Source organism: Stenotrophomonas sp. YJH_SMC_8 (assembly GCF_059371315.1).
The window spans coordinates 1-19072 of sequence record NZ_JCAFUL010000017.1 but is presented as its reverse complement, the minus strand read 5'-3'; the positions used below and the strand labels follow the sequence as shown (position 1 = coordinate 19072).

Here is a 19072-nt window from a genome sequence, read left to right as displayed (position 1 = left end):
GGTGGCACTGCGCCGCCCTTGCCGGGCGGCGCAGTGCACAACGGCGACGGTCCCGGCTTCCGTTAGAATCGGCGGTTCTCGAACCTGCAGGACCGTTCAATGCAGCTGTCTTCCGTACGTGCCGTGATCACTGGCGGCGTCTCCGGCCTCGGCCTGGCCGTGGCCCAGCACCTCGTCGCCCAGGGCGGCAAGGTGGCCCTGTTCGACCTCAACGACGACAAGGGCGCTGCCGCCGTTGCCGGACTGGGCGCCGACAAGGCCCGCTACTTCAACGTCAACGTCAGCGATGAGGCGGCGGTGACCGCGGCCATCGACCAGGCCCACGATTTCCTCGGCGGCCTCAACGTGGCGATGAACTGCGCCGGCATCCTCGGCGCCGGTCGCGTGCTGGGCAAAGAGGGCCCGATGCCGCTGGCCGGTTTCCAGGGCACGGTGATGGTCAACCTGGTCGGCAGCTTCAACGTCGCCAAGGCCGCGGCCAACCGCATGCAGCACAACGAAGCCGGCACGGACGGCGAGCGCGGCGTCATCATCAATACCGCCAGCATCGCCGCCTATGAAGGCCAGATTGGACAGGCTGCCTATGCCGCCAGCAAGGGCGGCGTGGTCTCGATGACGCTGCCGATGGCGCGCGAACTCTCGCGCTTTGGCATCCGCGTCAATACGATTGCACCTGGCGTGTTCTGGACGCCGATGGTCGACGGCATGCCCGAGGCCGTGCAGCAGTCGCTGGCCGCCTCGATTCCGTTCCCGTCGCGCCTGGGCAAGCCGGAAGACTTCGCCAGCCTGGTCGGCTTCATCCTCGGCAACACCTACCTCAACGGCGAGACCATCCGCCTGGACGGCGCTACCCGCCTCGCTCCGAAGTGATTCCCCCCGGGCGCCGGGACGGCGCCCTCCCCCAACGACCTAGATCACCATGAAAGCCAACGACATCAAGAAGGGCAACGTCGTCGAGTACAACAACGGCGTGTACCAGATCCGCGACATCGAGCGCAGCTCGCCGCAGGGTCGCGGCGGCAACGTCCGCTTCCGCTTCATCATGTACAGCGTGCCGGGCGGCAACAAGCTCGACGCCAGCTTCGATGCCGACGACAACCTGGTCGAGGTCGAACTGCTGCGCCGCCAGTCCACCTATTCGTACAAGGACGGCGACGCCTTCGTGTTCCTCGATGACGAGGACTACACCCCGTATACCCTGGACGCGGACGTGATCGGCGATGACGCCGGCTACATCACCGATGGCCTGACCGGTATCTACGTGCAGGTGATCGACGAGCAGCCGGTGGCGATCCAGCTGCCGGCCTCGGTGGTGCTGGAAGTGATCGAGACCCCGCCGGAACTGAAGGGCGGCACCGCCACCAAGCGCCCGAAGCCGGCCAAGCTCAACACCGGCATCGAGATCATGGTGCCGGAGTACATCGTCAACGGTGAACGCGTGCTGGTGAACACCGCCACCGGCGAATTCGCCGGCCGTGCCGACTAAGCGCCTTGCGCTGATCGCCTGCCTGTCCCTGCTTGCGGCGTGCTCGCCGCAGGCAGCGGACAGCGCTGCCGATACGAATGCCGCGCAGAAAGCCGCGCCGGCCGAACCGGTCGTGACTGTCGCTCCGCCGGTGGAGGCACCCGCCGCCGTCGAGGCCACCGCCGAAGCCGAGTCCTCTACCGACCCGTCCTCTGGCGATGATGCGCTGGACAAGGCACGTGCCGCCGCAGGCTGCCCGGTTCCTGCCGATGTGTATGACGTCGACGACGTGCGCATCTATTGCCGGATGCCGGCCGACGTGCAGGCCTTCCTCGCGCGCGAAAACACCTGCCAGCACTTCGCCGGCGAAGAGCCCTACGACGACGAACGCCGCCGTGAGCTGGAAGCGGCCAATGCCCAGTACTGCGAGGGCCGCGAGAAGATCTTCACCGATCTGGTCACGCGTCATCGCGGTGACTGTGCGATCCGCGAAGCGCTGATCGGGATCAACGGCCGCTACGATCTGGTGTTCGAGCTGGACCTGAAGCCCTGCGAGGGCTGAACGAAGAACGCCGGGCGTGGCCGCGCTCGATCCCGTGCATCGAATGCATCATGAGGCGGTAGCGCCGGGCCATGCCCGGCGAGCGGAGCGGCCGCGGAAGGCAACGCCGGGCATGGCCCGGCGCTACCGTCCGGTGGAACCCCGCATTACTTGGCGCCGAAATTGCCGCATCCGTGGTACTGGCGCGTGCCGACAGTCAGCATCACCTTGGCCTCGAACGCCTCGCCACTCATGTCGTCCTGGCAGGTGGCGCGCTGGAAGCTGAGCTTGACGTCGGTGCCATCGGACGCCTTGCCACTCCAACCGTCAGCACCTTCGGTGGGCTTGGCCACGTCGAAGCGACGCTCGCCATAGTCGACTTCCACCTGCAGGCCAGGCGCGTCGCCATCAACGACCGCAAGCCAGCCGGGCTCATTGCCGGTGGCACGGAACGCGGCATTGCCGGCACTGCCATCGCCTTCGGCAGCCTCCACCGCGTGGCACTCACGGTCCGCCTCGCCCTTCAGGCTCAGCAGGCCGTCATCGCTACCCTTGGTCCAGAAGCTGTTGCCCTGGCCATCGCCATATTTGGCGCCGGATGCCGCGCGTTCGGTGGCCATGGCGAAGGTACGTTCGCCGATCACTACCGTGGCCGCATCCTCGCCATTGAAGGTCGCGCGCACGTTCAGGTCACCACACCGGTAGGCGGTCTCGTTGCCCCCCACGGCGCTGCTGTTCGGCTGCGGCGTGGCAGGCGGGGTGTCATTGCCGCTTGCAGCGGGTGCCTGGGCCGGCTGGCACGCGGCCAGCACCAACCCGAGGGAGGCTGCCAACAGACTGGGAACTACACGCATGGCTCGACTCCTTGTCGACACTACAGAGAAGCTCGACCCTACCATCTGCCGGCGAGCGGGGCCTGAAAGCGGCCTGACCGCACTCATGCGGCCAGTACAGCCATCGACAGCAGCTGTGCACCGCTATCGCCGGAACTACAGGTCCACACCCGCAGCAGGCGCAGTTCCAGATCGTGCTCACGGCCCTGTTGGCGCACCGACAGGCGCACGTCACTGGACAGCAGTGCAAGGCGGCCACACAGCAGGGTTTCCGCCGCCTGCAGCTGCAGGGCCCGTACCTGCAGGCCACCGGCCAGCCAATCGCCCAGCCACGGCAGGTCGAGCATGCGGCCGCCGTGGCCGTCCATCATGAACAAGGCCGGCGATACCAGCGCGGTCAGCGCATCGTGATCATTTTCCAGCAACGCTGCGCACAGGCGCTGCTCCAGCATCATCAACTGCCGCTCATGCAGATCTTCAACGATGTTCCGTTCCATCCACGGTTCCTTCCGGCATCGGCCGGCGCCTGCGCAGGCGTTGCGCGATCCACTGCCGCGCGCCCTGTACCACTACATAGAAGACCGGCACGAAGAACACCGCCAGCACGGTCGCGCTGACCATGCCGCCGAACACACCGGTTCCAATCGCCTGCTGGGTTTCCTTCGACGCGCCCTGCGCCAGCATCAGCGGCACCACGCCCAGCGCGAACGCCAGCGAGGTCATCACGATCGGCCGCAGGCGCAGCCGCGCCGCCTCCAGGGCCGCTTCCACCAGGCCGCGGCCCTGCTGCTGCAGCTGGCGCGCGAACTCGACGATGAGGATCGCGTTCTTCGCCGACAGCCCGATCACGGTGATCATGCCGACCTTGAAGAACACGTCGTTGGGCATGCCGCGCAACAACACCGCCGCGACCGCGCCGAGCAGGCCCAGCGGCACCACCAGCATCACCGCCAGCGGAATCGACCAGCTCTCGTACAGCGCCGCCAGTACCAGGAACACCACCAGCATCGACAGCATCAGCAGCCATGGTGCCTGCGCCCCCGACTCACGCTCCTGCAGCGACTGGCTGGTCCACTGCAGGGCGAAGCCGGACGGCAGCGCTTCGGCCAACCGCTCCATCTCCGCCATCGCCTGGCCGGTCGATACGCCCGAGGCCGGTGCGCCGGACAGGTTCAATGCCGGGAAGCCCAGATAGCGCTGCAGCTGCAGCGGCGCTTCCGTCCAGTGCGGGGTGACGAGCTCGGACAGCGCGACCATGCCGCCTTCGCTGTTGCGCACGTACAGCTTCAGCACATCTTCCAGCTCCATCCGGTGCGGCGCATCGGCCTGCAGGATCACCTGCTGCAGGCGCCCCTTGTTGGGGAAGTCGTTGACGTACTGCGAGCCCATTGCCGCCGACAGCGTGCTGCTGATGTGCTCGAAGCCCACGCCCATCGCCTCGGCCTTGGCCCGGTCGATGTCCAGCCGCACGCTGGTGCCCGCAGGCAGGCCATCGGCGTGCACCTCCGACAGCAACGGGCTCGCCTCGGCCAGCTTCAGCAGCTGCTGCAACGCCGCGCGCAGCTCCGCCTGGCTCTGCCCGGTACGTGCCTGCAGGGCCAGCGAGAAGCCGGAAGAACGCCCCAGGCTGTCGATCGCCGGCGGCATCACACTCATCACCTCGCCCTCGGCCAGCGTGGCCATCGCCTTCTGCGCGGCCTCCACCTCACCGGCCGCAGTGGCGCCTGCACGCTCGCCCCAGTCCTTCAGCATGGTGTAGGTCAGCGCCGCGCTCGGGCCGGAGCCTGAGAAGCTGTAGCCGAGGATGGACTGGTTGGAAGCAATGCCCGGGCGCGAGGCCACGTGCCGTTCATAGGCTTCGACCACCGCCAGCGTGCGTTCGGCTGTCGCTTCGGCCGGCAGCTGGATCGAGGTCATGAAGTAGCCCTGGTCCTCTTCCGGCAGGAACGCGCCCGGCAGCCAGTGCAGGCCCAGCAGCAGGGCCGCCACCAGGGCAGCGAACACGCCCATCACCCGCCCACTGCGCTGCAGCACCGAGGCCACGCCGCGCCGGTAGCGCCCGGTCATCTTCTCGAAACCGCGATTGAACGCGCCGAACAGCCCACCACGACCGTGATGACCATGGGTGCTGGGGCGCAGCAGGGTCGCGCACAACGCCGGCGTCAAGCTGAGTGCCAGCAACGCCGAGAACAGGATCGACACCGCCATCGCCACGGTGAACTGGCGGTAGATCGCGCCCACCGAACCGCTGGCGAATGCCATTGGAATGAAGACCGCAGTCAGCACCAGGGTGATGCCGATCACCGCGCCGGTCAGCTCGCGCATCGCCTTGATGGTGGCCTCGCGGGGTGGCAGTCCTTCCTCGGCCATGATCCGTTCCACGCCTTCGACCACCACGATCGCATCGTCAACGATGATGCCGATCGCCAGCACCATGCCGAACATGGTCAGCACGTTGATCGAAAAGCCAAGCGCCAGCATCACTGCAAAGGTGCCCAGCAGCGCGATCGGCGCGACCAGCGCCGGGATCAGCGTGTAACGCCAGTTCTGCAGGAACAGGTACATCACCGCGAACACCAGCAGCATCGCTTCCAGCAGCGTCTGCACCACCTTCTGGATAGAGATCTTCACGAAGGGTGCGGTGTCGAACGGAATGCTCGACTCCACCCCACGCGGCAGCAGCGGCGCCAGTTCGGCCATGCGTTCGCGCACCGCGGATGCGGTCCGCACGGCATTCGCGCCGGGGCGCAGCTGCACGCCGGCAGCGGTGGCGGGATGGCCATCCTCGCGGCTACCCCAGGCATAGCTCTGCGCGCCCAGTTCGACGCGGGCGACATCGCCCAGCAGCACTCGTGAGCCGTCGGTCCCGGCGCGCAGCACGATGGCCGCAAACTGTTCAGGGGTCGACAATTGGCCATCGGCGCTCAACGGCACGGTGATGCGCTGGCCCGGCACGCCCGGCGAATCGCCGATGCGTCCTGGCGAGATTTCCAGGTTCTGCTGCTCGATGGCGGCCGCCACGTCGCCCATGGTCAGGCCGTAGCCGGTCAATCGCGTCGGGTCCAGCCACACACGCATCGCCTGTTCGGCACCGAACAGCTGCACGCGGCCGACGCCATCGATGCGGCGCAGCTCTTCGATGATGTTGCGTGCCATGAAGTCGCCCAGCGCGGCTTCGCTGACGCTGGCATCGGGCGAACGCAGGCCCACCAGCATCAGGAAACCGGAATCGGCGGCCTCCACGAACAGGCCGTTCTGGCGGACGCTGCGCGGCAGGCGCGGTTCGATCGCCTTGATCCGGTTCTGCACGTCCACCTGCGCCAGCTCCGGATTGGTGCCGGGCTTGAAGGTGGCAGTGATCGACGCTTCACCGGAAGTGTCCACCGACGATTCGAAGTACAGCAGGTGCTTGACGCTGGACAGCTCGCGCTCGATCAGGCCGACCACCGCATCATTCAGCGTCTGCGGGCTGGCACCGGGGTAGCTGGCATAGATGCTGACGCTGGGCGGCGCCACCGCCGGATAGCGCTCCACGGCCAGCCGCGGGATCGCCAGTACGCCAGCCAGGATGATGAAGATCGCCAGCACCCAGGCGAACACCGGGCGATCGATGAAGAAACGTGCCATGTTGGATTTCCCTGGAGGGACCGGCCCGGGACAGGCTCAGCCCTTGCTGCCGGCCTGCACGGCACCGGCACCTGCGACCGGCAGCTGCCAGTCGCGCGCATCGACCACCACGCCTTCCTGCAGGCGTTCCTGGCCCTCGACCACCACCTTCTCACCCGCCTTGAGGCCAGTGCGCACCAGCCACTGGCGATCGACGCTGCCGTCGACCTCCAGCGTGCGGATCACCGCCTTGCCATCGCCCGCGATCACCCAGGCATAGGCCTGGCCGCCAGCGCTGCGCAGCACGGCCTGCTGCGGCACGGTCAATGCGCTGGCCGGCGCACCGCGCGGCACCTTCGCACGCACATACATCCCCGGCAGCAGCTGGCGCTGGGGGTTATCCACCAGGATGCGCAGGATCACATCGCCGGTACGCGTGTCGACATTGATGCCGGAGAACAGCAGCTGGCCGCGTTCGGTCAGCGGCTTGCCCGCCGCACCGATGATGGTCACCGGCAGTTCGCCACCACCTGCACTGCGTTGCAGCGACTCCAGCTGGGCCGCCGGCTGGCGCACATCGACGTAGACCTGGTCGATCTGCTGTACCACCGCCATCGGCTCGGCATCGGCCACGCCGACCAGTGCGCCCTCGGTCACCAGCGCCTGGTCGATGCGGCCGGCAATCGGTGCACTGACCGTGGCATAGCGCAGGTCGAGCTGCCGGCGGGCCAGGATCGCGCGCGCTTCATTCACCGCCGCGCGCGCCTGCTCGTACTCGGCACTGGCGTCGTCGCGATGCTGCTGGCTGACCGCCTGCGCGGCAGCCAGGGCGTGCAGGCGCTGCGACTGCACGCGACTGCGACCCAGGGCTGCCTCACTGCGCTGCAGCGCGGCCAGTGCCGAGTCGACATCGGCACGGAACGCCGCCGGATCGATCTGGAACAGGGCCTGGCCGGCGCTCACTTCCGCGCCCTGGTCAAACAAGCGGCGCTGCACGATGCCGCCCACCTGGGCACGGATCTGCGCGGTGCGCACGGCGGCCACGCGGCCGGGCAGTTCGTCATCGCGCTGTACCACCTGCGGGCCGACGGTGACCACGCTGACACGCGGGGTGGCTTCGGGCGTGGCTTCGGGGGTGGAGCAGGCCGTCATGGCCAGGGCGAGGGCCGCGATCAACGCGACCGGAGTCCTGAAGGTTCTCATTGCTGTGCACAATGCCGCGCAGGCGGCTGATAGGTTCTGAAGCGTGCAGTCTGCGGGGCGATGATGGGGTTTCGATGGAGGAACTGTGGAGATACGATGGAGGCAAGCACCTTAAGGCCCCGCCCCTGCATGCATGCCTCCCCCGCCCTCGCCGCCCTCGTCCTGATCGTCGAGGATGAGGCCGAGATCGCCGATATTCTTACCGCCTACCTGGAACGCGAAGGACTGCGTACCCTGCGCGCCGCCGATGGCCACAGCGCACTGGACCTGCACCGCAGCGCCCGCCCCGACCTGGTCCTGCTCGACGTACAGCTGCCGCGACTGGATGGCTGGAGCGTGCTGACCCAGCTGCGCCAGCGCGGCGAAACACCGGTGATCATGCTGACCGCGCTGGACCAGGACCTGGACAAGCTGACCGCGCTGCGCATGGGCGCCGACGACTATGTGGTCAAGCCATTCAATCCGGCCGAAGTTGCCGCGCGCGTGCGTGCGGTACTGCGGCGTACGCTGCGTGCCTCACGCGTGGACACGCCGACGGCGCTGCGCGCGGGCCCGTTGCTGATCGACTCGGCCACCCACGCCGTGCACGTCGAAGGCGATGGCTACAGCCATGAAGTACTGCTCACCCTTACCGAGTTCAAGCTGCTGCACTGCATGGCGCTGGCGCCGACACGCATCTTCAGCCGCAGCGAACTGATGCACGAATGCCTGCCGGAAAGCGAGGCACTGGAACGCACCGTCGACAGCCATGTCAGCAAGCTTCGCCGCAAGCTGGACGAAGTCGGCATGGTCAACGTACCGGCCAGCGTGCGGGGTGTCGGCTACCGGTTGATGGCCGACCGCTGATGGGCCGCCTGCGCCGATCCGGGCTCAGCCGGCACATCATCGTCTCGATGTCGCTGATGGTGATCGGCGTGATCGTGATGATGATCCTGTCGTCATGGTTGCTGTATGCGGTGCTGGTCGAGTTTTTCCCCGGCAGCACCGAGGAACCGGAAGGCTGGTTGCCGACCGGGCCGGAGCTGGCGTGGATGGTCGGCGTGATCCTGACCGGCCTGGCGCTGGCCATCGCCGCCTCGTTCCGTCTCGCCCATCGCATCCTGTCACCCCTGAATTCACTGGTGGACAGCGTGCGCGCGCTCGCTGGCGGCGACCTGGGGGCACGTGCCAGCGTCGAAGAGAATTCGCCGGGCGAGGTGGCGACCCTGGTCGAGGATTTCAATGCGATGGCGCGCCGCCTGCAGCACATGGAAAGCGAGCGTGCGATGTGGCATGCAGCCATCGCCCATGAACTGCGGACCCCGGTAACAATCCTGCGCGGTCGCCTGCAGGGCCTGGCCGAGGGCGTGTTCCAGCCCGACCAGTCACAGTTCCGCAGCCTGCTCGCGCAGGTCGAGGGCCTGTCGCGGCTGATCGAGGATCTGCGCGTACTCAGCCTGTCCGACAATGCACGGCTGGACGTGCGCCGCGCACGCACCGACGTGGTCGCCGAGGTGCACTCGGTGATGACCCTGGTCGACCCGCAGTTCCGGGCCGCCGGCTTCGTGCTGGAGCTGGAAACCAGCCGCGAGGAACACAACGCGCACTGTGACCCGACCCGGCTGCGCCAGGCGCTGCTGGCACTGCTGGAAAACGCGCGCCGCTACGCGAGCCCGGGCAAGGTGAGGATTGCCGTGCATGACACGCCCGGACACGTGCAGGTGGCAATCGAAGACGAAGGTCCGGGCATCGACCCGGAACTCCATACCGATATTTTCACTCCGTTCATGCGCGCCGATGGCTCGCGCTCGCGCCAGGGCGGCGGCAGCGGACTGGGCCTGGCGGTGGTCAAGGCCATCGCCGATGCGCATGGCGGCCGCGTCTACTGCACGCCCGGCAGTACCGGCGGCAGCCGCTTCGTCATTGAGCTTCCGCGCCAGTAACCGGTAGCGCGGCCTGTTCGCGCAGGTGCGCGCCGAGCCTGGCGAGATTGGCATCGATCGCGTCCATTTCCTCGCGCTGCGGCGCTGGCAGCGCCTGGCGCAGCTGCACGCGCAATGCCCGCCATGCAGGGACTGCCTGCGCACTGGCGGTGGCCACTGCCCCGGCCAGTACCGCCTGCTCATCGGCCAACGGCAGTCCATAGCCGCCATCCCGCAGCAACGTGCCGGGACGTAACCACTGCCCGCTCTGTTCCAGCAGCCCGTGCAGATTGCGGGATTCGCTGCTGCCCGGTGCGGCCAGCAGCTGCCGCTTCAGCACGTCACGCGCGCGCAGTTCGGCGCGGCGTTGCGCGGCCTGCTCCAGCAACAGCAGCCCGGCGCTGGCGCGCAGGTCGCCCTGCAGCAACCAGGGCGCACGTTGATGCGCGGGCAGCTTCAGCCAGCCGCGCACGTCGCGCACCGGCAGGTCCAGCTGCGAAGCCGCCACATCGAACAACTGCTGGTAGTGGTCGCGTGCCGAGGCGAAGTAGTAGCCCTGCGCCTGCGCGGCGCTGCGATCCGCCATCACCTGCTCGTCAAGCACCTGCAACCGCGCCAGGCGGCGCTTCAACCCGCGCGGGCTCAGCTGGGCCAGACCGGCCCGCCCAAGGCGCGGCACGCCCGCCTGCAGCAGCTTGGCGGTTTCCACCGCGCAGTTGTTGCTGACAAAGTAGTAGCGCCCGTCATAGCTCCAGTGCACCTGCGCGGTGCGCTCGAGCAGGCTGGCGATCTCGTCGCGTTGCAGCTGCAGCGGCAACGACTGCAGGCCGCGCAGTTCGACCTTGGTGTATTCGTCCACCACCTGCTGCAGCGGCAACACGAACAGCCGCGAGGGATAGCCGCCAGTCAGTCCGCGCCAGTTGGAAATCTGCACGTCGCCTACGAACGCGCGGAACGACAGCACGCGGTGGTACTCCAGGTCCAGGCGGCAGTCCGGCCCCGGAGCGCGGCCGGGCCGGCAGATCACCAGCCGCAACATGCTGTGGCCCCAGCGGCTCATCGGCTGCGCGCTGCCTTCGGCGAACAGGTAGTCCACCGCGTAGACACGGGAGGGATCGAGCTGCAGCAATGACGCAGCGCCCTCTTCCGCATCAGCCTGCAGCAACGGCAGCGCGGTGGCGCAATGGGATTGCGGCAGCGACGGAGGTGATCCGAAATGCGCCAGGAACCACTGCGCCAGCGCCGGGCGACGGCAGGCAAACTCGGCATCGAGCACGAAATGCTCGGCGTTCACGGCCAGATGTTCGGCCGGGTCCTTCAATTCATAGGTGTCCGGACTACGGTCACGGAAGTCGTTGTGACCACGGCCCAGATGCCAGGGCTTGCGCTGCCACCCGGCCAGATCACGCCAGCGTGCACTGCGCGACCAGTTCGCGCCGCTACGGTCTGCAACATGGGTCAGCTCATGCACCAGGGCGCTGCGCCGCGCGCGGCGGGCGCCGGGCACGGCATCATCCAGCAGCTCGCGACGCAGGGTGATGTGGCCGGCGAAAGCGCGGCCGTGTACATCGGCCGGCAGGTCATCGCTCCAGCGTACCTGGACCTGTGCCGGCAATGCAGCCAGCAGGCCATCCGGCAGCAGCGCCCGCACGTCGGCCAGGGTCTGGTTGGCGAGCTGCTGCTGTGCAGGGTTCAGCCCTGCCGGGTCGAGCTGAAGGCGATCGGCTGCGTGCGCGGCGTGGGCGATCAGCAGTAGAACCACGCCATGCGTGGCTGCTGTAACTGCCCATCTGCGCCTGGCGCTCAGCCGAGCATGGCTCGGCTCTACAGAAAGCGATGACGCGGAGGTCATGCCGCCTGGATCAGCGCGCCAGCAGCGCGCGGGCCAGTTCCAGATCGCTCTGCTGCTGTGCGGCAGTGCTCTGCTCGCGCAGGTGGACCAGCGCGGCCTGCAGGCGCGCACCGCGGATCTGGCCGTCGCTGGCAACGAATGCAGCGGCATCATCACGTGCAGCCTGCACCACCTTGTCATCGCCCGAACTGCTGGCCGAAGAGCCCGACGATGCGCCGGTGGCGGAACCGGCCGAGGTGCCGGCGAAGCTGGAAGCGAAGCCGGCCAGCGGCAGGGACAGCAGGGCGAGCAGCAGAAGCGGACGGGTCATCGGTGCGAAGCCGGTTGTGAAGGTGCGTGGAGCGTAACGGGTACGTGAAGGATTTTCCCGGCTCAGAGGTCGAAGAGCTTGCCGGGATTCAGCCGCGCTTGGGGATCGAACGCGCGTTTGACCGCCTTCATCAGGGCGATCTCGGCCGGGCCACGGGTGCTGTCCAGGTAACCCTTCTTGACCAGGCCAATGCCGTGTTCGGCCGAAATGCTGCCGTCGAAGCGGGCCAGCACCTGCGCCAGCAGCTTGGTCACATGTTCGCACTGCGCCACGAATTCGGCGTCGCCGGTGTCGTCGGGCTTGAGCACGTTGATGTGCAGGTTGCCGTCGCCGATATGGCCGAACCAGACCACGTCGAAGTGCGGATAGGCCTGCCCGATCAGCGCCTGGGTCTCGGCAAGGAACGCCGGCATCGCCGAGATCCGCACCGACACGTCGTTCTTGTAGGGCTTGTAGCGCGCCAGCGATTCGGTGATGCCTTCGCGCAAGCGCCACAGCTGGGCGGCCTGGGCGTCGCTGGCGCTGATCACGCCGTCGCTGACCCAGCCGTTGCCCATGCAGTCCTCGAAGGCGGCCATCGCCGCCGCTTCCTGCGCCTCGTCGTTGGCCGCGAACTCGGTGACCACGTAGTACGGGTGCACCTCGTCGAACGGCGCCTGCGCGCCGTGCGCCAGCACATGCTCCAGCGCCCGGTCGGTGAAGAACTCGAAGGCCTGCAGCTGCAGGCGCGCGCGGAACGCGGCGAATACCTGCATCAGCACCTCGAAGCTGGGCAGCGCCAGCAGCATCACGTTGCTTGCAGGCGGCGGGTCGGTCAGTTTCACCGTCGCCTCGACGATAACGCCCAGGGTGCCTTCCGAACCGATCAGCAGCTGACGGAAGTCGTAGCCGCTTGAGTTCTTGATCAGGCCCTTGTTGAGCTCGAGCAGTTCGCCACTGGCAGTGACCACCTTCAGTCCTGCGATCCACTCGCGGGTATTGCCGTAGCGGATCACGCGGATGCCGCCGGCATTGGTGGCGATGTTGCCGCCGATCGTGCAGGAACCACGCGCGGCGAAATCAACCGGGTAGATCAGGCCATGGTCCAGCGCGGCATTGTGCACGGCTTCCAACGGCATGCCGGCCTGCACCACCAGCGTGCGATCGACCGCATCGTAGGCCAGTGCCTTGTTCATCCGTTCCAGGCTGAGCACCAGCTCGCCGTTGGCCGCCACTGCGCCACCGGACAGGCCGGTACGGCCGCCGGACGGCACCACCGCCACGTCATTCCCGGCGCTCCAGCGCATCACCGCCTGTACTTCCTCGACCGTGGCCGGCAGCGCGACCGCCAGCGGCGCCGGTGTCCAGCGCCGGGTCCAGTCGCGCCCGTAATGCTCCAGGTCGGCCGGGTCGGTCTTCAGCTTCAGGCCGGGACAGGCCAGCTGCAGCGAGGCAATGCGGGAATCGGTCATGACGGTCCAGCGCGGTGCGTGAAGAACGGGCAAGCGTGCCAGCGGCACGCGCCAGCGTCCAGCCCCGCAGGCAGGCAGATAGCTACCGATGCAACCAATTGCGCACTGCACCATGGTCGTCGCGATCTGGCATAGTGATTGGCCCCTGTCCCACTGGCCGTGTCGCCCCATGTCGCCGAAGAAGACCTCGTTCCCGAAGCAGGATATCCGCGTGCTGTTGCTGGAGGGGGTCAGCCAGACCGCCGTGGAGGTGTTCAGCGCCGCCGGCTACAGCCAGATCGAAGCGCACACCAAGGCGCTGCCCGAGGACGAACTGAAGGCGCGCATCGCCGAAGCGCACATCGTCGGCATCCGCTCGCGCACCCAGCTCAGCGCCGAGGTGCTGGCCGAGGCCAAGCGCCTGATCGCGGTGGGTTGTTTCTGCATCGGCACCAACCAGGTGGACCTGGACGCGGCCGAGCTGGCCGGCATCCCGGTGTTCAACGCGCCCTATTCCAACACCCGCAGCGTGGCCGAGCTGGTGATCGCCGAGGCGATCATGCTGACCCGCGGCATCCCGCAGAAGAACGCCGAGTGCCATCGCGGCGGCTGGTCGAAGTCGGCCAGCGGCAGCCATGAGGTGCGCGGCAAGACCCTGGGCATCATCGGTTACGGCCACATCGGCACCCAGGTCGGCGTGCTGGCCGAATCGCTGGGCATGCAGGTGATCTTCCACGACGTGGAAACCAAGCTGGCGCTGGGTAATGCCCGCGCTGCCGCCAGCCTGGACGACCTGCTGGCGCGCGCCGACATCGTCACCCTGCACGTGCCGGAAACCCCTTCCACGCAGTGGATGATCGGTAGTACCGAGCTGGCGAAGATGCGCAAGGGTGCGCACCTGATCAATGCCGCACGCGGCACCGTGGTCGACATCGATGCACTGGACGCGGCGCTGGCCAGCGGCCACGTCGGCGGCGCCGCGCTGGACGTGTTCCCGGTCGAGCCGAAGGGCAACGGCGATATCTTCGAATCGCCGCTGACCCGCCACGACAACGTGATCCTGACCCCGCACGTGGGCGGCAGCACGCTGGAGGCGCAGGACAACATTGGTGTGGAAGTGGCGGCCAAGCTGGTGCGCTACAGCGACAACGGCAGCACCCTGTCGGCGGTCAACTTCCCGGAAGTGACCCTGCCCGAGCACGCCGACAGCCTGCGCCTGCTGCATATCCACCAGAACGTGCCGGGCGTGCTGTCCAGGGTCAACGAGATCTTCTCGCGCCACAACGTCAACATCGACGGCCAGTTCCTGCGCACCGACCCGAAGGTGGGTTACGTGGTGATCGACATCACCGCGAGCGAGGAACAGGCGGCCGCCGTGCGCGACGAACTGGCTGCGATTCCTGGGACACTGCGTACGCGCATCCTGTATTGATCGAAGGTTCGCCGGGCATGGCCCGGCGGATTGCTTCCGGCATCGCGCCATCCACGCATGGCGTGGATCTACTGGCGCTTTGCGCGATCCCGTAGTAGATCCACGCCATGCGTGGATGGGGCACCTCAGAACCTTACGGCGTGGAGGTTCCTGTAAAAGTCCCAATGGATCAGAACCCTGTCTTCCATCGACAGGAACAGCGTATCGACGAAATCCAGCTCCTCGGCATGAACCAGCCAGTCCTGCAGGCGGCTGCCCAGCGAAGGTACCGCCCCATCCACCTGGACAACCGTCAACGCAGCCTCGCTTGGCAAGCCAACAGCATCTGCAATGGCACTCAACTCCTGCGCCAGCCGCTCACGCCCCACTCCCGGAACCTCAAGGCGCGAGGGCACTCGCTCCCAGTCGATGGATGTGATGACCGGCAATGCCGCCTTGATCATCATGAGGGCCGCATTGTGCTTCGCCTCACCACAGACGTGAGCCGCAACAAACGCCGCGCAGGTGTCGGAGAACATCAACGCGCCAGCCACCGGCGCGCCATGCGCTGCATCGACTCGTCCGATTCCGGGTCTGCGGCGACCTCGGCCACCGGCCGCCAGGCCAGCTCCAGCGACTCCTCGCTGAGCACGAAGGCTTCGCCGCCCAGTGCCCGGATCACGAAACGCACGTCATAGTGCCAGTGTCCCGGCACGTCCTTGCGTTCCGGAATCCAGTGCTTGTCGATGTCGAAGATGGCCGGGTCTTCCAGTACCAGGCCGCTCAGGCCCGACTCCTCTTCGGCTTCCTTCAGCGCCACCTGGGCCAGGTCGCGGTCGCCGTCGGCGTGGCCGCCCAACTGCAGCCAGCGCTGGAGCTTCCGGTGATGGGTCAGCAGCAGGCGCTGGCCATCGGCACTGACCAGCCAGCAGCTGGCGGTGAAGTGGCCGGCCAGCCGTTCACGCCGGAACGGATCTTCCGGATCGTCCAGCAATGTGCCGAATTCGGCAGCCAGTGCGTCGTGGGCGGGCTCACGGCGGGCGTAGTCCCGCAGCAGGTCGCGCAGGCGATCGTCAAGCACGGCAAGGGTTTCGGCGGTCTGGCTCATGAATGGGCGGGATCGGGAACATGACTGCTCATTATCGCCGTTCATTGTTGCGATTGCGCTTGTGCGTTGGCTTCAGCTTTGGCTAAGGTACAGCGGGCCGTTCGCGCGGCCTTCACCATTCAAGGTTGCCGGCAACGTATCGGCGGCCCACCCAAATCCGATCATTAGGAAGTACTGCATGCTGAAAGCTCTGTTGAGGGTCAAGCCGGTCCAGCCGGCCGGGCACGTCGATGCCGGCGAACCCATCGAAGGCAGCCTGGACGGCGAAGCCACGTTGAAACGGACCCTCACGGCTAAACACCTCATCCTGCTCGGCGTGGGTGCGGTGATCGGCGCTGGTATCTTCGTGCTGACCGGCCAGGCTGCGGCCAACCATGCAGGCCCGGCGGTGATGCTGTCGTTCGTGCTGGCCGGTTTCGCCTGTGCCCTGGCGGGCCTGTGCTACGCCGAGTTCGCGGCAATGATGCCGGTCTCCGGCAGTGCCTATTCCTACTCGTACGCCACCCTCGGCGAAGGCATGGCCTGGTTCATCGGCTGGTGCCTGGTGCTGGAATACCTGTTCGCCTCGGCCTCGGTCGCGGTGGGCTGGTCGGCCTACCTGATCAGCTTCATCACCACCACGCTGCACATGCCGTTCCCGGACCTGCTCAGCGCCGCGCCCATTGCCTGGACCGGCAGCGAGTTCGTCTCCTCCGGCAAGCTGTTCAACCTGCCGGCGGTGCTGATCGTGGCAGCGGTGTCCGGCCTGCTGTACGTGGGCGTGACCCAGTCGGCCTTCGTCAATGCGATCATCGTGGCGATCAAGGTCACCGTCATCTGCCTGTTCATCGGCATCGGTGCGGCCCACATCGACCCCGCCAACTGGCAGCCGTTCATCCCGGAAAACACCGGCGTGCCGGGTGAGTTCGGCTGGAGCGGCGTGTTCCGCGCGGCCACCATCGTGTTCTTCGCCTACATCGGCTTCGATGCGGTCTCCACCGCCGCCGGTGAAACCAAGGACCCGCAGCGCAACATGCCGATCGGCCTGCTCGGCTCGCTCGCGGTGTGCACCATCGTCTACATCATCGTCTGCGCGGTGCTGACCGGCATGATGCCGTACCACCTGCTGGGCACCGACAAGCCGGTGGCCACCGCGCTGGAAGGTTACCCGCAGCTGGCGTGGTTGAAGACCGCGGTGGAAATCGGCGCCATCGCCGGCCTGTCCTCGGTGGTGCTGGTGATGATGATGGGCCAGACCCGCATCGCCTACACCATCTCCCGCGACGGCCTGCTGCCGAAGTTCTTCGGCAAGGTCCACGCCCGTTTCCGTACCCCGTACGTCGCTACCATCGTGGTCGGCGTGATCGCTGCCGCACTGGCCGGCCTGGTGCCGCTGAACGTGCTGGGCGAGCTGGTGTCGATGGGCACCCTGCTGGCCTTCGCCACCGTGTGCATCGGCGTGCTGGTGCTGCGCTATACCAAGCCGGAGATCCATCGCCCGTTCCGCGTGCCGGCGGTGTGGATCATCTGCCCTCTGGGCGCGGCCACCTGCCTGTTCCTGTTCTGGCAGGCGTTCGTGGTGCACTGGCACCTGTTCGTGGGCTGGACGCTGCTCGGCCTGCTGATCTACCTGGGCTACGGCATCCGCAACAGCAAGCTGGCCAAGTCGCCCTGATCCGCCTACGGGCCGGCCTCGCGCCGGCCCGTCCGTTTTCCCCGCGCGCCGGTCATGGCGCGCTTCGACAAGACCACCACACATGTTCAAGCAACTGTGGGCCACCAAGCACCCGCATGCCGCCCATGAAGACGCCAACGGCCTGAGCCTGCGCCGCCACCTCGGCCCCTGGGGGCTGACCGCCCTCGGTATCGGCGCGGTGATCGGCGGCGGCATCTTCGTCATCACCGGCCAGGCCGCCGCCAACCACGCCGGCCCGGCGATCATGCTGTCGTTCGTGCTGGCCGCCATCTGCTGCGCCTTCTGCGCGCTGGCCTACGCCGAGTTCGCCTCGATGGTGCCGGTTTCCGGCAGCGCCTACACCTATACCTATGCCACCTTCGGCGAACTGTCGGCCTGGTTCATCGGCTGGATGCTGGTGCTCGAATACGGCGTCTCCGCCTCGGCAGTAGCGGTCAGCTGGACCGGCTACTTCCTCAGCCTGCTCAGCCAGTTCGACATCCATCTGCCAGCCGCGCTGGTCAGTGCGCCACTGGACGCACAGCTGCGCCCGACCGGCGCGATCGCCAACCTGCCTGCTGCGGCCCTGGTCCTGCTGCTGACCTGGCTGTGCTACGTCGGCATCAGCAAGTCCTCGGCGATGAACATGGCGATGGTCGTGCTCAAGACCGGCCTGATCGTGCTGGTCATCGTGGTCGGCTGGAAGTACGTGGATACCAGCAACTGGACGCCGTTCATCCCCGCCAACGAAGGCCCCGGCAAGTACGGCATGGAAGGCGTGCTGCGCGGCGCGGCGATGGTGTTCTTCGCCTACATCGGCTTCGAGGCGGTGTCGGTGGCGGCGCAGGAATCGAAGAACCCGCAGCGTGACATGCCGATCGGCATGATGCTGTCACTGGTGGTCTGCACCGTGCTCTACATCGCGATGGCCGCGGTGATGACCGGCCTGGTGCCATTCCAGCTGCTGGGCACCGATGAGCCGGTGGTGACCGCGGTGGCCGCGCATCCGCAGCTGGGCTGGCTGCGCTGGGTGGTCGAGGTCGGCGCGCTGGTCGGCCTGTCCTCGGTGGTGCTGGTGATGATCATCGGCCAGCCGCGCATCTTCATGATCATGGGCCGCGACGGCCTGCTGCCGCCGGTGTTCACCAAGATCCACCCGAAGTACCGCACCCCGCACATCAACACCGTGATCACCGGCATCGGCATCGCGCTGCTGGCGGCGCTGTTCCCGCTGGACATCCTCGGCGAGCTGACCTCGATGGGTACGCTGATCGCGTTCGCCGCCGTCTGTGCCGGCGTGCTGATCCTGCGCCGCACCCAGCCGGACCTGCCGCGCCCGTTCCGCATGCCGATGGCCTGGCTGATCTGCAGCCTGGGCGTGCTGAGCTGCCTGGCGCTGCTGTCGGCGATGACGATGCACAACTGGATGTTGATGGGCGTGTGGACGTTCGTCGGTTTCGTGATCTATTTCTGCTACGGGTTCCGGCACAGCCGCCTGCGGGGCAAGTGAGGTTTTGCAGTGCAGGGCCTGCGGCCCTGCACCCGCCGGAGCAACGGCAAGAGCGGGTGTGTTGGTTTGGCGGGGAGGCATGGGTACGCGGGGGGCGCCGCAAGTACCTCCCTGTAGCAACTGTGTTGCTGGGGAGGCTTGGATCTCTCCGGCAAGCGGGCACGGTAGTGCCGGCCGCTGGCCGGCAGCCTCCGGAGGGACGCCGCGACTGTCCTTAGGCGGGGATCGGTCTGCTTCGGGCGTCGCGT

Annotated in this window: 17 protein-coding genes; 8 read left to right on the top strand and 9 right to left on the bottom strand. The window is 67.2% G+C overall.

Features of this window, described 5'->3' with window-relative positions; all coding sequences use genetic code 11:
- Positions 1–99: 99 nt before the first annotated feature.
- Genes AC5P88_RS17400 through AC5P88_RS17390 form a run of 3 tightly spaced genes read left to right on the top strand, consistent with a single transcriptional unit; the run spans position 100 to position 2027 of the window.
- A complete protein-coding gene (locus tag AC5P88_RS17400) occupies positions 100–870 on the top strand; it encodes an SDR family oxidoreductase (protein ID WP_111113408.1) in 771 nt (256 codons plus the stop codon).
- Between the two features lie 49 nt (positions 871–919).
- Positions 920–1486, top strand: coding sequence for an elongation factor P-like protein YeiP (yeiP, locus tag AC5P88_RS17395; protein ID WP_005409468.1), 567 nt, complete (start codon positions 920–922; stop codon positions 1484–1486).
- Positions 1476–2027, top strand: a complete 552-nt coding sequence (locus tag AC5P88_RS17390) for a hypothetical protein (RefSeq protein ID WP_495225607.1) — start codon at positions 1476–1478, stop codon at positions 2025–2027. Before yeiP ends, AC5P88_RS17390 begins: the two co-directional genes overlap by 11 nt.
- A gap of 146 nt (positions 2028–2173) precedes the next feature.
- On the opposite strand, the gene AC5P88_RS17385 is transcribed toward AC5P88_RS17390, so the two are convergent.
- The 4 genes from AC5P88_RS17385 to AC5P88_RS17370 form a co-directional block, all read right to left on the bottom strand.
- The gene (locus AC5P88_RS17385; RefSeq protein ID WP_495225606.1) at positions 2174–2860 is read right to left on the bottom strand and encodes a COG3650 family protein; all 687 of its coding nucleotides are present in this window, start codon (positions 2858–2860) and stop codon (positions 2174–2176) included.
- 83 nt (positions 2861–2943) lie between these two features.
- Complete coding sequence (locus tag AC5P88_RS17380) at positions 2944–3336, bottom strand: nuclear transport factor 2 family protein (protein WP_495225605.1); 393 nt, start codon at positions 3334–3336, stop codon at positions 2944–2946.
- The gene (locus AC5P88_RS17375) at positions 3317–6466 is read right to left on the bottom strand and encodes a multidrug efflux RND transporter permease subunit (RefSeq protein WP_495225604.1); all 3150 of its coding nucleotides are present in this window, start codon (positions 6464–6466) and stop codon (positions 3317–3319) included. Before AC5P88_RS17375 ends, AC5P88_RS17380 begins: the two co-directional genes overlap by 20 nt.
- A gap of 36 nt (positions 6467–6502) precedes the next feature.
- Complete coding sequence (locus AC5P88_RS17370; RefSeq protein WP_286075764.1) at positions 6503–7648, bottom strand: efflux RND transporter periplasmic adaptor subunit; 1146 nt, start codon at positions 7646–7648, stop codon at positions 6503–6505.
- Positions 7649–7777: 129 nt separating this feature from the next.
- Here AC5P88_RS17370 and AC5P88_RS17365 point away from each other — a divergent pair, with 129 nt between their 5' ends.
- A complete protein-coding gene (locus AC5P88_RS17365) occupies positions 7778–8494 on the top strand; it encodes a response regulator (RefSeq protein ID WP_180848859.1) in 717 nt (238 codons plus the stop codon).
- On the top strand, positions 8494–9570 hold the full coding sequence (locus tag AC5P88_RS17360) for an ATP-binding protein (RefSeq protein WP_495225603.1): 1077 nt from the start codon (positions 8494–8496) through the stop codon (positions 9568–9570). The genes AC5P88_RS17365 and AC5P88_RS17360 overlap by 1 nt, the downstream gene beginning before the upstream one ends.
- Here AC5P88_RS17360 and AC5P88_RS17355 read toward each other — a convergent pair.
- The 3 genes from AC5P88_RS17355 to AC5P88_RS17345 all read right to left on the bottom strand — a co-directional run bounded on the left by AC5P88_RS17355 (position 9548) and on the right by AC5P88_RS17345 (position 13162).
- On the bottom strand, positions 9548–11401 hold the full coding sequence (locus tag AC5P88_RS17355; protein WP_495225602.1) for a DUF7844 domain-containing protein: 1854 nt from the start codon (positions 11399–11401) through the stop codon (positions 9548–9550). The genes AC5P88_RS17360 and AC5P88_RS17355 overlap by 23 nt on opposite strands.
- A gap of 10 nt (positions 11402–11411) precedes the next feature.
- Positions 11412–11711 (bottom strand): DUF2388 domain-containing protein, encoded by a 300-nt coding sequence (locus tag AC5P88_RS17350; protein WP_111113400.1) that lies wholly within the window; start codon positions 11709–11711, stop codon positions 11412–11414.
- Positions 11712–11773: 62 nt separating this feature from the next.
- On the bottom strand, positions 11774–13162 hold the full coding sequence (locus AC5P88_RS17345; protein ID WP_106550425.1) for an FAD-binding oxidoreductase: 1389 nt from the start codon (positions 13160–13162) through the stop codon (positions 11774–11776).
- 169 nt (positions 13163–13331) lie between these two features.
- Here AC5P88_RS17345 and serA point away from each other — a divergent pair, with 169 nt between their 5' ends.
- Positions 13332–14573, top strand: a complete 1242-nt coding sequence (gene serA, locus AC5P88_RS17340; protein WP_197579385.1) for a phosphoglycerate dehydrogenase — start codon at positions 13332–13334, stop codon at positions 14571–14573.
- A 125-nt stretch (positions 14574–14698) separates the two neighbouring features.
- Here the strand turns inward: serA and AC5P88_RS17335 are convergent, their stop codons facing one another.
- The gene (locus AC5P88_RS17335; RefSeq protein ID WP_495225601.1) at positions 14699–15091 is read right to left on the bottom strand and encodes a hypothetical protein; all 393 of its coding nucleotides are present in this window, start codon (positions 15089–15091) and stop codon (positions 14699–14701) included.
- Positions 15091–15705 carry an NUDIX hydrolase gene (locus AC5P88_RS17330; RefSeq protein WP_106550427.1) on the bottom strand — a complete coding sequence of 205 codons (615 nt, stop codon included), beginning with the start codon at positions 15703–15705 and terminating at the stop codon, positions 15091–15093. Before AC5P88_RS17330 ends, AC5P88_RS17335 begins: the two co-directional genes overlap by 1 nt.
- A gap of 133 nt (positions 15706–15838) precedes the next feature.
- On the opposite strand from AC5P88_RS17330, the gene AC5P88_RS17325 reads away from it, so the two are divergent.
- Entirely contained in the window at positions 15839–17314 is a 1476-nt protein-coding gene (locus AC5P88_RS17325; RefSeq protein WP_495225600.1) for an amino acid permease, read from the top strand.
- An 82-nt stretch (positions 17315–17396) separates the two neighbouring features.
- Positions 17397–18824, top strand: coding sequence for an amino acid permease (locus AC5P88_RS17320; RefSeq protein WP_286075758.1), 1428 nt, complete (start codon positions 17397–17399; stop codon positions 18822–18824).
- Positions 18825–19072 lie beyond the last annotated feature (248 nt).

What these genes read in the sequence shown, in the direction of transcription:
- AC5P88_RS17400 (WP_111113408.1), top strand. Translation starts at nt 100, where the DNA reads ATGCAGCTGTCTTCCGTACGTGCCGTGATCACTGGCGGCGTCTCCGGC.
- yeiP (WP_005409468.1), top strand. Translation starts at nt 920, where the DNA reads ATGAAAGCCAACGACATCAAGAAGGGCAACGTCGTCGAGTACAACAAC.
- AC5P88_RS17385 (WP_495225606.1), bottom strand. Translation starts at nt 2,860, where the DNA reads ATGCGTGTAGTTCCCAGTCTGTTGGCAGCCTCCCTCGGGTTGGTGCTG.
- AC5P88_RS17380 (WP_495225605.1), bottom strand. Translation starts at nt 3,336, where the DNA reads ATGGAACGGAACATCGTTGAAGATCTGCATGAGCGGCAGTTGATGATG.
- AC5P88_RS17375 (WP_495225604.1), bottom strand. Translation starts at nt 6,466, where the DNA reads ATGGCACGTTTCTTCATCGATCGCCCGGTGTTCGCCTGGGTGCTGGCG.
- AC5P88_RS17370 (WP_286075764.1), bottom strand. Translation starts at nt 7,648, where the DNA reads ATGAGAACCTTCAGGACTCCGGTCGCGTTGATCGCGGCCCTCGCCCTG.
- AC5P88_RS17365 (WP_180848859.1), top strand. Translation starts at nt 7,778, where the DNA reads ATGCATGCCTCCCCCGCCCTCGCCGCCCTCGTCCTGATCGTCGAGGAT.
- AC5P88_RS17360 (WP_495225603.1), top strand. Translation starts at nt 8,494, where the DNA reads ATGGGCCGCCTGCGCCGATCCGGGCTCAGCCGGCACATCATCGTCTCG.
- AC5P88_RS17355 (WP_495225602.1), bottom strand. Translation starts at nt 11,401, where the DNA reads ATGACCTCCGCGTCATCGCTTTCTGTAGAGCCGAGCCATGCTCGGCTG.
- AC5P88_RS17350 (WP_111113400.1), bottom strand. Translation starts at nt 11,711, where the DNA reads ATGACCCGTCCGCTTCTGCTGCTCGCCCTGCTGTCCCTGCCGCTGGCC.
- AC5P88_RS17345 (WP_106550425.1), bottom strand. Translation starts at nt 13,162, where the DNA reads ATGACCGATTCCCGCATTGCCTCGCTGCAGCTGGCCTGTCCCGGCCTG.
- serA (WP_197579385.1), top strand. Translation starts at nt 13,332, where the DNA reads ATGTCGCCGAAGAAGACCTCGTTCCCGAAGCAGGATATCCGCGTGCTG.
- AC5P88_RS17335 (WP_495225601.1), bottom strand. Translation starts at nt 15,091, where the DNA reads ATGTTCTCCGACACCTGCGCGGCGTTTGTTGCGGCTCACGTCTGTGGT.
- AC5P88_RS17330 (WP_106550427.1), bottom strand. Translation starts at nt 15,705, where the DNA reads ATGAACGGCGATAATGAGCAGTCATGTTCCCGATCCCGCCCATTCATG.
- AC5P88_RS17325 (WP_495225600.1), top strand. Translation starts at nt 15,839, where the DNA reads ATGCTGAAAGCTCTGTTGAGGGTCAAGCCGGTCCAGCCGGCCGGGCAC.
- AC5P88_RS17320 (WP_286075758.1), top strand. Translation starts at nt 17,397, where the DNA reads ATGTTCAAGCAACTGTGGGCCACCAAGCACCCGCATGCCGCCCATGAA.